This is a genomic window from Sphingobium sp. B8D3A (genome assembly GCF_025961995.1).
Lineage (GTDB): Bacteria > Pseudomonadota > Alphaproteobacteria > Sphingomonadales > Sphingomonadaceae > Sphingobium.
Window position 1 is genome coordinate 3,410,588 of record NZ_JAOQOS010000001.1, and the last position, 16,048, is coordinate 3,426,635.

General features: G+C 64.6%; 10 protein-coding genes. 8 read left to right on the forward strand and 2 right to left on the reverse strand.

Annotated features, from left to right (window positions below; all coding sequences use genetic code 11):
• Window positions 1-54 precede the first annotated feature (54 nt).
• The 6 genes from M2342_RS15815 (at window position 55) to M2342_RS15840 (ending at window position 8,663) form a co-directional block, all read left to right on the forward strand.
• Window positions 55-1,389, forward strand: a complete 1,335-nt coding sequence (locus M2342_RS15815) for a spinster family MFS transporter (RefSeq protein WP_264579778.1) — start codon at window positions 55-57, stop codon at window positions 1,387-1,389.
• Window positions 1,390-1,562: 173 nt separating this feature from the next.
• Window positions 1,563-3,941 carry a DUF1592 domain-containing protein gene (locus M2342_RS15820; RefSeq protein ID WP_264577330.1) on the forward strand — a complete coding sequence of 793 codons (2,379 nt, stop codon included), beginning with the start codon at window positions 1,563-1,565 and terminating at the stop codon, window positions 3,939-3,941.
• Window positions 3,941-4,798: a VOC family protein gene (locus tag M2342_RS15825; protein ID WP_264579779.1), complete on the forward strand. Its 858-nt coding sequence runs from the start codon at window positions 3,941-3,943 to the stop codon at window positions 4,796-4,798. Before M2342_RS15820 ends, M2342_RS15825 begins: the two co-directional genes overlap by 1 nt.
• Window positions 4,799-4,851: 53 nt before the next feature.
• Complete coding sequence (locus M2342_RS15830; RefSeq protein ID WP_264579780.1) at window positions 4,852-6,174, forward strand: DUF1552 domain-containing protein; 1,323 nt, start codon at window positions 4,852-4,854, stop codon at window positions 6,172-6,174.
• Window positions 6,174-7,778, forward strand: coding sequence for an ankyrin repeat domain-containing protein (locus M2342_RS15835; protein WP_264579781.1), 1,605 nt, complete (start codon window positions 6,174-6,176; stop codon window positions 7,776-7,778). Before M2342_RS15830 ends, M2342_RS15835 begins: the two co-directional genes overlap by 1 nt.
• A gap of 42 nt (window positions 7,779-7,820) precedes the next feature.
• Entirely contained in the window at window positions 7,821-8,663 is an 843-nt protein-coding gene (locus M2342_RS15840; RefSeq protein ID WP_264579782.1) for a c-type cytochrome domain-containing protein, read from the forward strand.
• 197 nt (window positions 8,664-8,860) lie between these two features.
• On the opposite strand, the gene M2342_RS15845 is transcribed toward M2342_RS15840, so the two are convergent.
• Entirely contained in the window at window positions 8,861-11,302 is a 2,442-nt protein-coding gene (locus M2342_RS15845) for a TonB-dependent receptor (RefSeq protein ID WP_264579783.1), read from the reverse strand.
• Window positions 11,303-11,609: 307 nt separating this feature from the next.
• Window positions 11,610-12,590 carry a MarR family winged helix-turn-helix transcriptional regulator gene (locus tag M2342_RS15850; RefSeq protein ID WP_264579784.1) on the reverse strand — a complete coding sequence of 327 codons (981 nt, stop codon included), beginning with the start codon at window positions 12,588-12,590 and terminating at the stop codon, window positions 11,610-11,612.
• A gap of 216 nt (window positions 12,591-12,806) precedes the next feature.
• Here M2342_RS15850 and M2342_RS15855 point away from each other — a divergent pair, with 216 nt between their 5' ends.
• Window positions 12,807-13,709, forward strand: coding sequence for a 3-keto-5-aminohexanoate cleavage protein (locus tag M2342_RS15855; protein ID WP_181560660.1), 903 nt, complete (start codon window positions 12,807-12,809; stop codon window positions 13,707-13,709).
• Between the two features lie 85 nt (window positions 13,710-13,794).
• Complete coding sequence (locus M2342_RS15860) at window positions 13,795-16,014, forward strand: TonB-dependent receptor (RefSeq protein WP_264579785.1); 2,220 nt, start codon at window positions 13,795-13,797, stop codon at window positions 16,012-16,014.
• Window positions 16,015-16,048 lie beyond the last annotated feature (34 nt).

Sequence of the window (16,048 nt, forward strand, 5' to 3'; positions counted from 1 at the left end):
GCGCAATGGGGAGAGGCGGGGTGACACATATTGGCCGATTACAGGGCAAGCGCCGTGCGCCCGATTACTGAGCCGCTGCCCATCGGCCGGGAGAGCGCGGCCGGCCCATCCCCTCTGCCCAAGGAACAGCGGGCGCCCTGGCCCTGGCAATCGACCTGGCCATTCGCAATGCTGATGGTCGTCTCCATCTTCAACTATCTGGACCGGTCCCTGCTCGGCCTCGCCTTGCCGGCGATCAAGGCGGAGATGGGCGTTTCCGACACCGCGCTCGGGCTGGTTTCGGGCGTTGCTTTCATCGTGATCTATTCGCTGATGGGCCTGCCCATCGCGTGGGCGGCCGACCGGTTCAATCGCCGTACGATCATTTCCATCGGACTCGCCTTCTGGAGCGCCGTCACACTCGCGACTGGCTGGGTTACCAACATTTGGCAACTTGCTTTCGCACGCTTCTGCCTGGGCGCGGGAGAGGCCAGCAGCACGGCGCCGGCCAATTCCATGATCGCCGACCTGTTTCACCCCACCAGACGCCCGCTGGCCTTGGCGATCTACGGCGTCGCGGCGACCATTTCGCACATCGTACTGTTCCCGGTCGCCGGCTGGATCGCGGAAACCTATGGCTGGCGCGCCATGTTCATTGCCGCCGGCGTGCCGGGCATCGTGGCAGCGCTGGTCTTTCGGCTCACGGTCCGCGAGCCGGCCCGCACTGCTGCTCGGCCGGCGCACAACCGCTCGCCGATTGCCGCGATCAAAACCGACGTGCGCGCGCTGCTTGCCAACCGCTGCTATGCCTGGATGCTGCTCGGCATGACGTTCATGGGGTCCAACATCTGGGCGACCGGCTCCTGGACGCCGACCTTTTTCCAGCGCGTCCACGGCCTGACCATGGCGGAAGCGGCGACGATCATCGGCCCCTCACGCGGTTTTCTCGGCGCGGCGGGCATTCTGCTGGGCGGCCTGCTGGTCGATCGGCTGCGCAAGAGCCAGTTGCGCTGGCGGGTCGGCATTCCGGCGCTCGCCTGCCTGGCGATCGGCCCCGCGGAACTGCTGTTTCTGCTCGGCGAGGAGACCGCGATCTGGGTGCTGGGCTTTGCCGGCGCCAGCTTCTTCACCCTGCTGCATCAGGGGCCGATCTACGCCGCCGTCGTCAATGTGGTAGCGCCCGACCAGCGCGCGCTGGCCATCGCGATGCTGCTGCTGGGCGGCGGCCTCGTCGGCAACATCATTGGCCCGACGGCGGTCGGCATTTTGAACGATGTGCTGGCGGCGGACTTCGGCCAGTCGGCCATCCGCTATTCCCTGCTGCTCATCGCGATCACGCCGCTCTGTGCCGGTGCCTGCTTCTGGCAAGCCTCGCGCCTCTACGTGCGCACCGCGAATGAGGAGGGTTGAGCAGCACTGCGCGACGAGTTGATTTCGGAAATCATGTTCGCTGCTCAACGCCGCCATGCCCTCCTTCCATATATTAGAAATCCTGCCTTCATCGCGTGACAAAAGAAAATTGATTTTGTATACCGAGACTCATGAAGGGGATTTCTGAAACGGCGCGCAAGAGAATGAGCGCGATGGCAGGAGAGGCAGCCCGGTTCGGCGGATCACGCCAGGGCGCTGCTGTGATTCTTGCGGCGGGCGCAGTTTATCTGGCCGCGCTCGGCGCTGCCTTCCCTGTGCAGGGCGACGAGCCGACCGCCGTGGCGGAGAATGCGCCGCACCCGATGATCGGCAAATACTGCATGTCCTGCCATGATTCGGAGGAGCGCGTGGCTGGCCTCTCCTTCGAGGGCATGGACTTCGACCATACCGGCAAGAATGCGGCCATTTGGGAAAAGGTGGTGCGCAAGGTGAGCGCGGGCGCCATGCCGCCGCTCAACAGCCCTCGGCCCGAGGCGAGCGAACTGGCCTCCTTTCTGGGCCAATTGACCGATCGGCTCGATTCCACGCCCGCGCCACTCCCCTCGGCCAACCTGCGCCGCCTGAACAGAACCGAATATGCCAATGCCGTGCGCGATCTCATCGGGCTGGAAATCAATCCGGCGGACTTCCTGCCGCCCGATGCCGCGACCGGCGGGTTCGACAATATCTCCAGCGTACTGACCACCTCCCCGGCGCTCATTCAGGGCTATCTCAATGCCGGGCTCAAGATCAGCAGCATCGCCACGGGCGCTTCAACGCTCGAACTGACGCGGACTGTTTACAACGCGCCCGGCAAACTCGTGCAGACCAAGCATCTGGAAGGACTGCCGCTCGGCACCCGGGGCGGGATGCGGGTCAACCATTTCTTCCCGGTGGACGGCACCTACGAGATCAGCGTGCGCACCAGCACCGGCGGGTTCATCGCCGGACGCCGGGCGCCGGCCCCCATGCCGGCCGTCAACCTCACCATCGATGGCCGCCGGGTCGCGCTGGGCAAGGGCGACAAGGTCCGCGTGAAGCTGGGCGCCGGGCGGCGCACGATCACGGCGGCGCTGCTCGACGAGGTCGCCGGCGCGGGCGTGAACGACATCTACGCCAATTATCTGACCAAGGGCCTCGTCCTCAACGTCGCGGTCAACGGGCCATTCACGACACAGGGGCCGGGCCGCAGCGCGCCGCGCGCCACGGTCTTCTCCTGCCGCCCCAAAAGCTGGATGGAGGAAAAGCCCTGCGCCCGCGCGATCCTGACGCGCCTCGGCAGCCTTGCCTTCCGCCGCCCGCTCAAGCCGATGGGCGGCGAGGTGGACGCCATCATGAAAATGTATGACGCGGGCCGGGCGCAAGGCACGTTCGAGGACGGTGTCCGCGCGGGCCTCTCCTACATTCTCGTTGATCCCCGCTTCATTTACCGGTTCGAGCAGCCGGTCGCGCAGGACAAGTTTGCGATCAGCGATCTCGACCTCGCCTCGCGCCTCTCCTTCTTCCTGTGGAGCAGCATCCCCGACCAGCAATTGCTCGATCTGGCGGCGCAGAACAAGCTCAGCGACCCGGCCGTGCTGGACCAGCAGGTCAACCGCATGCTCGCGGACCCGAGGGCGGAAGCGCTGGTCGACAATTTCGCGACCCAGTGGCTGCATCTGCGCGAATTGCGCTCGGTCCAGCGCGAGAGCCCGGCGTTCGATGACAATCTGCGCGTCGCTTTCGAGAATGAGACCAAGGGCCTCGTTCGCTATGTGATGCTGCAGAACCGCCCGATCCGCGATCTGCTCGATGCGGACTACACGTTCGTCAACGAGCGGCTGGCCCAGCATTATGGCATTAGCGGCGTGCGCGGCGACTATTTCCGCAAGGTCAGCCTGCCCAAGGACAGCGTGCGCCGTGGCCTGCTCGGGCAAGGTGCGATCCTCACCGTCACCTCCGTCGCCAACAGAACCTCGCCGGTCATTCGCGGTGCGTGGGTGCTGGAGAACATCCTCGGCGTGAAGCCGCCGCCGCCGCCGCCGGGCGTGGAGACCAATCTCGACGCGAATGCCGAGGCCACGAGCCTGCGCCAGCGCCTTGCCGTGCATCGCGAGAACAAGGTGTGCGCCTCCTGCCATAATATGATGGACCCCATCGGCCTGGCGTTGGAGAATTACGATCTGGTCGGCCAGTGGCGGACGCGGGACGGCGCCTTCCCGGTCGATGCCTCCGGCGTGATGTCCGACGGCACCAAGATCAATGGCCCGCGCGATCTGCGCAACGCCATCCTCGCCCGCTCGGACGCCTTCACCCACACCTTCATCGAGAAACTGATGACCTTCGCCATCGGCCGCGAACTTACCTTTGCCGACATGCCGGAAGTACGCCGGATCGCTCGGACCAGCGCCGGCAATGGCGATCGCTTCCAGACGATCCTGCGCGGCGTCGTCACCAGCCGGCAGTTCCGGATGCCGGCGGGCAGCCAGAAAGATCGGCTGCGCGTGTCGCCCAGCCAGTTGACCTGGAACACCAGCCGGCAGCCGCCCGCCATGATTGGGAGAAAGAAGTGATGAACGGCGATGACTTTTCGGGCGATGGCGCGGGCATATTCGACCGGCGCAGCGTGATCGCCGCCGGCTCGCTGCTTTCGCTGGCGCTCTCGTCGGGTGTGGCGATGGCCGCGGAAGCCCTGCGCGGTGACGAACTACCGCTGCGCACCACGGGTCTGGAACATATCGGCATGCTGGTGCCGGACGTGACGAAGGCCGCGCAATTCTATGGCCGCTTGTTCAATCCGGCGGTCCACAAGGAGGCCGATCCGCCGCTGCGTTATTATGTCGTGCTGGGCAAGGGCTATATCGCTCTGGGATCGCGCGCCACCGCGCCCGATCCGGCGATCGACCATTATTGCGTGTTGCTCGAGAAATACGACCGCAAGGCGATGGATGCGCGCCTCGAGCGTGAAGGGCTGGCCCCGGCGATGCGCGGCATCGTCTACGATCCCGATCACATTGGCCTGCAATTGCTGGAAGAACCGGCCGGCCTCGCCAGCACGACGGTGCCGGCCGGAAACATCGTGGAGGGCGCGCCCCTCGTCACCCCGCTCAAGATGGAAAGCATCCTGCTGCGCGTCAGCGATCTGGCTGCGACGAGCAAGTTCATGTCGCTCTTCTTCAAGGAGATGCGCGCGCCGGTGCCGGGCCAGCGCTGGTTCGCCGCCGCGAACACCCCCATCGCCATCCGCCAGACGGTGGGCCGGGAAAAGCCGGCCGTGGATGACTGGACGGTGAGTTGCCGCCGCTTCGACAGTGGCAAGGTCGCCGCCGCGCTCGCGCAGATGGGGGCAGTCATCCTCCCTTCCGCGCCCGGCACGCTGCGCCTGCTCGATCCCAATGGTTTGCCGCTCACGATGAAGATGGCCGGCTGATGCGCCGGCCCGCCCCGCCCTTTTCCGCTTGGCTCTGAGGTCTGGAGACGTCGATGACCTACCTTACCCGCAAATCGCTTTCGCGCCGAACCGTGCTTCGCGGGGCCGGCGCCTGTCTTGCGCTCCCCTTCCTGGAATCGATGATACCCGCCGCATCATCAGGGCTGCCACCGGCGCGGACGCGGCTGGGCTTCTTCTATGTGCCCCATGGCGCGGTGATGGACAGGTTCCGGCCGGCAACGTTGGGGGCCGGCTTCGAGCTGTCGCCCACGCTGCGCCCGCTTGCGGCCTTTCACGACAAGATCAACGTCATCAGCGATCTGACGCTGCCGCTCGCTTACACGCAGGATGCCTCGGCTGCGGCCAATCACAGCAGCTCCTCCGCCGTCTACCTCTCCGGCACGGCGATGACCAAGAATGTGAACAAGCTCGGCATGACGGCGGATCAGGTCGCCGCCAAGCATCTGGGCCAGGATACGCCCCTGCCCTCGCTCGAACTCGGCATCGAGGAGCCCTCGGCGATCTGCGGCGAAGGCTGGAGCTGCGCCTATCGCGACACGATCAGCTGGCAGGACGCCAACACACCGCTGCCGATCCAGCGCAACCCGCAACTGCTGTTCGAGCGCCTGTTCGGCGCCGGTGGCACGCCGGAGGAACGCGCCGCGATCTGGAGTGAATCGCGCAGCATGCTGGACACGGTGACCGACCAGACGCGCAAGCTCTCAGCCGATCTGCCGGCCGAGGACCGGCGGCGGCTCGACCAGTATCTCACCGACGTGCGCGAGGTCGAACGGCGGCTGGAACTGACCCAGGCACAGACCAGCCACGACATCGTGGTGCCGGAAAAGCCCATCGGCATTCCCGAGGATTTCGAAACGCACATCAAGATGATGTTCGATCTGCAGGTGCTGGCGTGGCAGACGGAACTGACCCGCATTTCCACATTGATGCTGGCCGTCGAGAACAGCAACCGCATCTACCCGGGCAGCGGCGTGATGGAGAGCTTCCATCCGCTCTCGCACCACAGCAACGTGCCGGCCAATAAGGACAGGCTGGCGCAGCTCAATGCCTATCACGTCTCCATGTTCGGCTATCTGCTCGAGAAAATGGCCAGCACGCCCGATGGCAATGGCTCGCTGCTCGACAACAGCATTCTGATGTGGGGCAGCGGGATGAGCGATTCCAACGTTCATAATCACGGCCCTCTGCCGATCGTCGTCGCGGGTGGCGGCTCGGGCAAGATCGCTGGCAAGCGCCACATCAGCGGCGGCGTCGGCAAGGATCGTCCGCTCTCCAACCTGCTGCTCTCCATCCTGCAAAAGGCGGGCGCACCGGTGGAAAGCTTCGGCGACAGCGACGGCACGATCGACATCTGATGCCGGCCACAAGCAAACGCATCGCGCTGGCAGGCCTGGCGCTCCTGGCGCTCGCCCTTGTCGCCTTCCTGCTGCTGCGTCCGCAGCGCCCGGTGCTGCCGCCGGCCAAGGCGCAGGAGCTGGGCGTGCAGATGGCCTCGGCGGCGCGCGACAATCAGCTAAAGCGCATGTACGAGCTGGTCGATAGCGGCGCTAATCTCGATGCCCGCTCGCCCGACGGCACGCCTGCGCTGCATTGGCTGGCGCGGCGCAACCTCGCGGACGATGTCGACCGCCTGCTTGATCTTGGCGCCAATGCGGGGCTCGCGAACGAATATGGCCTGACGCCCTTGCATGTGGCCGCCGAATTTGGCGCGTCGGCAGTGCTGCGCCGCCTGCTCAAGGCCGGCGCGCCTGTGGATACCCTCTCCCACACCGGCCAGACCGCGCTCATGATTGCCGCAGGCGAAGGGGACGGCGCCAACGTCAAGGCGCTGCTGGCGGCCGGCGCGAACCCCAATTTCACCGACAAGGCCTATGGCCAGACCCCGCTGATGCTCGCGGTGCGCGGCGGCAGCGTGGAGGCAGTGCAGGCGCTCATCGAGGCCGGCGCCAACGTCAATGCGGCCACGAAGCTGGGCAGGAAGCCCGAGTTCCGCGCGCCCGGCGAAGGCGGCGGCTCGCATGGCGATGGCATCGTGCGCGGCGGCGTGCCGCCCGAGGGTTCGCGCGCCGAGTGGCCCGGCAAGATCACCCCGCTCCACCTCGCCGCGCGCGAGGGCACGGTCGAGATGGCCAAGGCGCTGGTCGAGGCCGGCGCGAAGATCGAGCAGCCCGAGGCCAATGATGCGCGCCCGCTGCTCGTGGCGGTGCTCAATGACAATGTGCCGGTTGCCCAATATCTGCTGGACAAGGGCGCCAATCCCAACGCCGCCGATTGGTACGGCCGCACGCCGCTCTGGGCCGCTGTCGACGTGCGCAACATGGAGCTGGATACCGACACCGCCAAACAGAAGGGCGTGGATCGTTCCCGTGCGCTCAAGTTCATCGGCGCGCTGCTCAACAAGGGCGCCAACCCCAATGCGCGGGTGACGCGCTATCCGCCGACCCGCTTCTGGCTGCTGACGGCTGGCTCTCTGTCCTGGGTCGATTTCACCGGGCAGACGGCGTTTCTGCGCGCCGCCCTCTCCGGCGATGTGGACGCCATGAAGCTGCTCGCCAGCAAGGGCGCCGACCCCAATATCACGACGAACAACGGCACCACGCCGCTCATGGCCGCCGCGGGCATCAACTGGGTGTTCTTCCAGACCTTCGACGAGGGCGAGGACAAGCTGCTCGAAGCCGTGCGCCTTTGCCACGAGCGGTTCGGGCAGGATCTGAACGCGACGAATGCCATGGGGCTGGCCGCCGTTCATGGCGCTGCCAATCGCGGATCGAACAAGATCCTGGCCTATCTGGCGAGCAAGGGCGCGCGCTTCGACATTCGGGATGCCGAGGGCCGCACGCCCTACACCTGGGCGAAGGGCGTGTTCCTGGCGACGACCGCCGCAGAGCCGAAGCCGGAATCCATGAAGCTGATCGAGCAGGTCTGCGCGCGCACCGGGCAATCCTGCGGCATCAACTGACATCGTCCGGACACAGCGGACCGCATCATTCGGGGGATTTTCGTGCAGGACTTCATCTTCTTCCTCGGTCGCTTCCACGTTCTCGTGCTGCACCTGCCGATCGGCATTCTGATGCTGGCGATCGGGCTGGAGATCGCGACGCGCTGGCCGCGCTTCGCCACCCTGCGTCCTGCCGTATCGGCGACATGGCTGATCGGCGCGCTCTGTGCCTTTCTCACGGTGACATTGGGCTATATGCACGCGAGCGAGCCCGGCTTCACCGGCGAGGCGGTCAACTGGCACCGCTGGAGCGGCGTGCTGCTGGCAGCCAGCGCGCTGCTGGTCTGGGCCTGGCAGCGCGAATTCCCGAAAATCTACGACCGAGGCTGGCCACTCGCCTGCCTGATCACCGGCGGGTTGCTCGTGGCCACCGGCCATTTCGGCGGCAATCTGACGCACGGCCCGACCTACCTCACCGAATTCGCGCCCGGCCCGCTACGCTCTGGCCCCGGTGGCCGGCCTCCGGTGACCAATGTTGCCGATGCGGACATCTTCCTCGATGTGGTCCACCCCACCCTGCAGACGCGCTGCGCCTCCTGCCACAGTGATGACAAGCGCCGCGGCGCCCTCTCCATGGCGACCTACAAGAGCCTGATGGAAGGCGGCGAGAGCGGCGCGGTGATCGATCCCGGCGAAAAGCAGCGCAGCGACCTGTATCGCCGCATCACCCTGCCCGCCGACCACAAGGAATTAATGCCCAAGAACGGCCGCACGCCGCTCACCCCGGATGAAGTCGCGGTCATCGGCTGGTGGATCGAGGCCGGCGCCTTGCCGGAAGGCACGGTCGGCAAGCTGAATGCACCGGAGGACATCCGCGCCAAGATCGCCAAGGTGCTCGGCCTTTAACCGCAAGCGGCCAGACGAGACCCGCCGGGCTTGTCTTCAAAATCTCACAACGATCCCGCTGGCCGATGACGGACCCTGCCGATCCACGCCCCCGCCGCCCAGCCGTTCCAAGCCCAGCTCTCATAAAAAACGGGCGGATCGATTACCCGATCCGCCCGCCGCAATGTTGTTAGCGGGTGCCGGGGCACCCGCCCCCGTCAGAAGTCGTAACGGATCGACGCGCCGATCATGCGTGGCTTTCCGCGCACCACCGAGAGCATGTTGCGCGGCGGCGCGCCCACGCCGGTGGGCGTGAAGCTGTCGAAATAGGCGCCGCCGAAGCGGGTGGCACCCGTCGCGTAGGTCTTATCGAACAGATTGTTCGCGAAGACCGAGATCACCACCGGCACATTCTTCGGCATAAAGCGAATGCGGGCGTTGACGAGGCTATAGGCCGGAAGCTGGTACTTCGAATCTGGGTTGTCGAGGTTCAGCGTGGCCTGGTCGTCGGTGTAGCTCCAGTTCATGTTGACCGTGAACTCGCCGAATTCGGCCGGCACGTTGAGCGTTCCGCCGAGGCTCAATTGCTTGCGCGGGATATCCGGGAAGAGGAAGGGTCCGCCATTACGAACCGGATCGAGCTTGACGCCGGTCAGCGAGCCGCTGGCATCGAGCGAGAAGTTCCGCGAGAGGCGCAGGCGGCTATCCAGTTCAAGTCCGTAAACGTCGATGTCGCCGGCGTCGACAACCTGAAGGTTGAACCCCAGCGGGCAGGACGGCCCCGTCGTGCAGGTCACGCGACGCGCTGACTGCCGGTTGCCCCATTGCATGTAGAAGACGGTCGGATTGACGATGAACGCCCGGTTGAAGAGCGCCATACGCAGGCCGACTTCATAGTTACGGACGGTCTCGGGCGGCACGGTCGGCACGCCGTCGCCGCTCTGCGCCGGGCCGGGAATGTTGTCGGCGATCGAGAAGCTATAGAGGCCGGCCTTGTACGCCTTGGAAATCGTCGCATAAGCGAGGATATCCGGCGTAATCTTGTAGTCGATGGTCGCGCGATAATCGACCTGCTGCCAATGTCGCGAACTGTCGACGAAGGTCGATGTTGTGCCGGGCGCCGGTGTGAAGTCCGACGAGGCATATTCGATCGATTCGATCCGCTTGCGGTCATACGCATAGCGCAGGCCGCCCGTAAAATTGAGCCGGTCGGTCACGTGCCAGGTCGCGCTGACGAAGGCACCGAAAGAGTTGGCCACCTGCGTCGTGTCGGCGTCCTGCCGGCGGACCAGGCCGCCATCGGCATTGCCGTTAGGGCTGTTCGGATAGACGCTGGTGCCCTTGCGGGTAATGGTTAGGCCCTGCTCATCCGACTTTTCGTAGAAATAATTGAGGCCACCGACGACATCGAGCGCGCCACCGAACGGCGCCGCGTTGAGCTGCAGTTCCTGATAGAAAACCCTCGACCCGGTATCGAGCTTGCGATTTTCCGTGCCCAACTGCTGATAATCGATCACCCCGTTGAAATCGAGCTTCGACAAGCCCGAGGTCGAGGACAGGGTCACATCATCGGACAGCTCGTAGGACATTCGCAGATCGGCCTGCCAATAGACCGACGTGTTCCGCTGCACGCACTCTTCGCCGAAGTCGGGATTGAAATCATCGAGCAGGCAGATGTCGTGCTGGCGATATTTGTCGCCGGTCACCACGCGCGGATCGTTATAAGGCGCAATCGGCGCCTGACCGACGGACTTGAAGGCATCGTTGAGCCAGTCGCCATAATTGCCCTGAATGCCGACAAAGCCCGGGGCGGGCTCGATGCCCGGTCGCAGATCGAGCTCCTCGGTGACGATCGGCGACCCGTTGGCGCGGGAATCGGTGTAGAGAAAACCCAGCGTGGCACTGAAGCGGTCATTGGGTTCGTACAACGCCTGCACGCGCCCGACATAGTCCGTGGACGCGCCGTTCTTCTCGGTACCGCGCTGCACCCATCCGCCCTGATGCAGATAGGCGCCCTGCGCGCGCACGGCCAGCGTATCGCCGATGGGAATATTGATCGCGCCGACGATATCCGCCCGGTCATAATTGCCGGCCGTCACCTGCGCATAGCCTTCCGTCTCGCCGAGGCGCGGCTGCTTGGTGAAGTAACGCACCGCACCGCCCGTGGAGTTGCGGCCGAACAGCGTGCCCTGCGGGCCGCGCAGCACCTCGATCCGGTCGATATCGATCACTTTGAGAACCGAGCCGGCGGTGCGCGGCATGTAGATGCCGTCGATATACAGGCCCACGCCGCGCTCGCCGAGTGCGCCACCGCCGCCGCCGATGCCGCGGATCGTGAAGGAGGGGGTGGATGTGCTGCCGCCGCGCTGCGGGGCGATGCTGAGATTGGGTGTCTGGTTGGCCAGATCCTCCAGATCCTCAATGCCGCGGGCTTCCACCATTTCTTCGTTCACGGCGACGATCGAGAGCGGGGTATCCTGCAGGTTCATCGCGCGCCGCTCGGCGGTGACGACGATGTCATGGATGACGGAGGTCTTGTCCTCATCGTCATTATCAACGTCTTGCGCGGAAACCGGAGAGACGCCGCCCGCCCCTATCAACGCGGCGCCAGCCAATAGCAATCCATTGCGCCGCAAGGGCGCCCGTCGAACGATCTGCATGTAACCTCCCCTAGATGGAAACCTCTGGCTTCCGGCCCCGCACCTTGTCGGTGACCGAAGCAGGGAGGGGTATTGCAGGCCAATTATCGATGCACAAGAGTTTTGTTGATTTTGATAACGAAATGAAGCATCCGTTCAGGCAGATAGCTTAACGAGGTCCTGAACAGCCATAACAGTTCCCCGGAAATCAGCGGCATTCCAGCCAGAATCAGCACGTCACGCACATCTGCGCGACGCGTTCCTGCCTAAATGCCGTTGTTGATTTGAATACCGCCGAACGATCGCCGGGGACCGGTTGATCGATTGATCAGCCGCGCGCCATCGCGCGGGCATTTTCCATCAGCAAGGTGAGGACGGCGCGATAGCGGGCCTCTTCTCCCGGCTCCAGAACGCCCAGCAACCGCGCATCGCGATCGGCCTCCGCCGTGGTCAGCAGGCGCCACAAACCGCGCCCCTCCGCCGAAAGATCGAGCAGGATATCGCGGCGGCCAGGCACTTTCGTGCGGTTGACCAGCCCGATGCTCTCGATGCGCGTCAACGCGCGCACGATCTGGCTCTTGCTGGCCCCCGTCGTGCGCGTCAGGCTGAGCTGGGTCATCGGCTCGTTCTTGCCGATCAGCACCAGCATATCCGCTTCGAAAGACGAAATCGCTCCGACCCGCTTGGCCAGCAGGGTGGCGGTGCGGTTGAGGTAGGAGGCCAGCGTCGTCAACGGCGGCAGAACCATCACATGCACGCGCGCATCGGCGATGCCCGGCTCGTTCCGCTCATTGGGGCGCCGTTCCGACTTGCGCTCGGCCCCCGGCTCCTGCGTGCCGCCGGACAGCTGGATTTCCGCGTCGAGCATCGCCGCTGCCTCGTCGATCATGAAGCGGGTCGCACGGATGAAAAAGTCCCGCGTCGGCGCATCGAGCCCGCCGCAGACCTCGACGTTACGGGCGATGGCGACCGCGAGGATCTCCTCGTAGACCGCCCGGCCCTTTTCGGTGAACTCCGCCTTCGAGCGCACGTCGGGGCGGTGGACGAGGCCCTTGGCGGTCAAATGCGCCAGCGACCGACTGATCTGCGCACGCTGAATGCCCGAGAGGCGCGCAATTTGCGTGAAGGTCACCTTGCCCCGCCGGCCGATCAACGACAGCAGCCGCCGATCGAGATTGGCCAGATCCAGCTCGGCATCGATCTGCCGCGCGCTGGACATCTGCGCGGTCGCCAGAAGACTGTTGATCAGCCTGCCAAAAGGCGTGCGCTCGGGCGCCTTGCCAGCGGATAATTCCGGTTCTCGCGACATGATGCGCGTTATGCAATGAAACGCGCCAAAGCCAACCGGAAATCGCGAGCGCGGGGAGATCAGGGCGGGACACTGCGGTAGCGAACTGGTCACCAGCTTGCTGCGAAACGTGCTGCTTGGACCTGGCTCATTGCCCCGATGCTGTCCTTCATCCGAAGGACAGACGGCGCGGCGGCGCTTCCATATTGCTCCAGACATCATCTGGAGAAGAGCGGAATGCTGGCTGACAACAAGGTCATAATTACAGTCGCGATCAACGGCGGAATGCAGCAGGACCGCGATGGAGCGGTGGTGCCCAAGCAGCCGGTCGAGATCGGCGAAGCGGCCGCGCGTTGCTATGAGGCGGGCGCGGCGATGGTCCATTTCCACGCACGCGGCCCCGATGGCATGAACAGCGGTGATCCAGCGATCTATGCCGAGGCAATCCGCGAAATTCGCGCCCGCTCGCCGATCCTTGTGCAGACCACCAACGGCATTGGCGTTCGCCGGGACAAACTGACCGGGCAATTGCACTGGCCGTCGGACAAGGAGCGGCTCGGCATCCTCGCCATTGAGCCGTCGCAGGACTTGTTCGGCATCGCCGCGGGCTCGGCGGATTTCTACAATCCGGGCGGCAATTATCCGGGCGAAACGCCCTATGTGAATTCGCCCGAACTGCTCAAGAGCACGATCAAGGCGGTCTATGAACGCGGCTCGGCACTTGAATATGAAGTGGTGGAAGCCAGCGCCCTCCATCGCCTGTTGCGCTATGCCAATGAGGGCATTTTCGATCGTGATCGGGACAATATGTGGCTGCTCCATGGCGGTGGCTTCGGGGCAACGCCGGCCATCGCCCGCAATGTGATCTTCTCGATCGATGAGGGCCTGCGGCTTTTCCCCAAGGCCATCGTCGGCGTCACCGCCACCGGGCAGGACATGTTCCGCTTCGTCACCTTGGGCATCGCCATGGGGTGCGATCTCGTGCGCGTCGGCCTGGAAGACAGCCTGTACATGCCGGACGGCTCGATCGCGCGGGACAATACCGACATGGTGCGCGCCGCCGCGCAGATCGCGGCGCTCTATGGCGCAAAGCCCGCGACTGTCGAGGAAGCCCGGGCAAGGTTCGGCCTCAAATCATGAGGCCGCCTGTCCTTCGGATGAAGGACATATTTCCGCCCGCGGAGCCGCTACGTCGCAAGAATAAATAGAAACAAAGGGAGATTGTATGTCGAGCCGGCTAATCGCGCTGTTATCGGGCACAGCCCTGAGCATCATGCCCGCCCTTGCGCATGCGCAAGTCGTCACGGCTTCTGCCCCACAGGATGGCGCAGCAGGGCTTGAGGATATCGTCGTCACGGCGCAGCGGCGGGAAGAGAATCTGCAGCGCGCGGCCGTCTCTGTCACCGTCCTTTCCGGCGAAAATCTGACGACGCGAGGCGTGACCACGGCAGCGGCGCTGACCCAGGTGGCTCCTGCGCTGCAGGTAACGGCAGGAACCGGGCCCTATACCGTCCTGACGGTCCGGGGCGTCAGCAACTTTGGCGGCAATGCCTTTTCCGACCCGGCCATCGCCGTCAATTTCTCAGGCGTATATCTTGCCAGCCCCACGGCAGTGCAGGGCCTGTTCTATGATCTTGAGCGCGTCGAGGTGCTGAAAGGCCCGCAGGGCACATTATATGGCCGCAACGCGACGGGCGGCGCCATCAACATCCTGCCGCAGCACGCCCGCATCGGTGAGCGTGGCGCGCAACTCAATTTTGAAGTCGGCAATTATGCGCGGGTTGCCGCGTCCGGCGCTGTCAACCTTCCGGTCGGCGAGAACAGCGCCTTCCGCGCCGCATTCCAGATCCTGCAACGCGATGGCTTCTTCTCGGACGGGCTCGACGATGAGCGCGGTCAGGCCGTCCGACTCTCCTATCGGCTCCAGCCGAGCAGCGCCGTCACCATCGACATCGTCGGAGACTATACCCATCAGGGCGGCCGCGGCGGCGGCTCGACCGTGCGCAAGCGCTGCGGACCGGACATCTGCTATTTCGGCGACCCACGCACCAGCCTATCCCAGCAGGATGCGGCATTCGCGCCACTCGCGCGGCAGACCGACAATTCGTTCATCGACAGCGACTATTATGGGCTGCTCGCCAATGTGAATGTCGAGACCGATGCCGGCACGCTGACGCTGATCCCCGCTTATCGGACATCCAGACTGAGCTACAACAGCGCCCAGACCGGCTTCCAGATCATCGAGCAGCAGCAGCCCGAGCAAATCTCCATGGAAGCGCGGCTGGCCTCGCCATCGGGCAATCGCTTTGGCTGGCTGATCGGGGCCTACTATCTCGACACGCATGTCACCGCCCGCTCCAATACGGAAAGCGCGGCCGCCCTCACCTATAGCGATCAGATCATCGACACATCGGGCAAGACCGCCGCCGGTTTCGGCCAATTGACCTTTGCGATCGTGCCCACATTCCGCGTGACCGGGGGCCTGCGCTACACCTGGGAGCGCAAGACCAGCGACAGCGAGCGGTACACCATCCGCAATGCCCCCGGGCCAGACCCGGTCATTCCGCTCGTTCCGGTCGGCGCGCCGGCATTTGTGGTCGATCGATCGCTGACCTTTGAAGCGGTCACATGGCGTGCCGGCCTTGAGTTTGATGCGGGGCCGCGCTCGCTGATCTATGCCAATGTCGGCACCGGTTTCAAAGCGGGCGGTTTCTTCCTCGGCCCGCCGGGCGCCAACAGCTTCGAGCCGGAAAAGGTGACCGCCTATACCATCGGCACGAAGAACCGCTTCCTCGACAACCGCCTGCAACTCAACGTGGAGGCGTTCCTGCTGGATTATAAGGATCAGCAGCTCGGCTATGTGAAGCTCATTCCCCCGGCCGTAGTTCTGGTGACGGAGAATATCGGCCAGGTTCGCACCAAGGGCGTGGAGGCTGAAGCAGAACTGCTGGTCACCCCGACCACCCGGATCGGGCTGCAGGCCCAATGGCTGGATGCCCGGGTGAAAAAGCTCGTCTATAATTCGGTTTCGACCCCCGGCCCGACCTCACAATGCCGCACCGCCGGCACCACGGTCGATTGCAGCGGGCTTCGCGCGCTCAAGTCGCCGGAGTGGGTGGTCGCCGCTTCGCTGGAACAAAGCTTCACGCTCGGATCGGGCGACCGCATCATCGCGAACATCTTCAGCCGCTATGAAGGGCCGCGCGAGCTGGATCTGGCCTACACGCCGGAAACGCGCGTTGGCGGATCGACCCGCACGGACGCGGTGCTGACCTATGCGTTCGAGGGCAAGGGCCTGAGCATCAGCGCATTCGTCAACAACATCGAGGATGACGTCGTCGTCAACAATGTGGCGCCAAACCCGGCCTATTCGACCATTGGTGTGGTCGCGACGTCGCTTCGTCCGCCACGGACCTACGGCGTGCGACTGTCGGGCACATTCTGATTTCACCCGCATCGCTCCAACAGCCCGGCGCAAA

Coding starts and splice junctions, on each gene's coding strand:
- M2342_RS15820 (WP_264577330.1), top strand. CDS start 1,563: ATGGCAGGAGAGGCAGCCCGGTTCGGCGGATCACGCCAGGGCGCTGCT.
- M2342_RS15825 (WP_264579779.1), top strand. CDS start 3,941: ATGAACGGCGATGACTTTTCGGGCGATGGCGCGGGCATATTCGACCGG.
- M2342_RS15830 (WP_264579780.1), top strand. CDS start 4,852: ATGACCTACCTTACCCGCAAATCGCTTTCGCGCCGAACCGTGCTTCGC.
- M2342_RS15835 (WP_264579781.1), top strand. CDS start 6,174: ATGCCGGCCACAAGCAAACGCATCGCGCTGGCAGGCCTGGCGCTCCTG.
- M2342_RS15845 (WP_264579783.1), bottom strand. CDS start 11,302: ATGCAGATCGTTCGACGGGCGCCCTTGCGGCGCAATGGATTGCTATTG.
- M2342_RS15850 (WP_264579784.1), bottom strand. CDS start 12,590: ATGTCGCGAGAACCGGAATTATCCGCTGGCAAGGCGCCCGAGCGCACG.
- M2342_RS15855 (WP_181560660.1), top strand. CDS start 12,807: ATGCTGGCTGACAACAAGGTCATAATTACAGTCGCGATCAACGGCGGA.
- M2342_RS15860 (WP_264579785.1), top strand. CDS start 13,795: ATGTCGAGCCGGCTAATCGCGCTGTTATCGGGCACAGCCCTGAGCATC.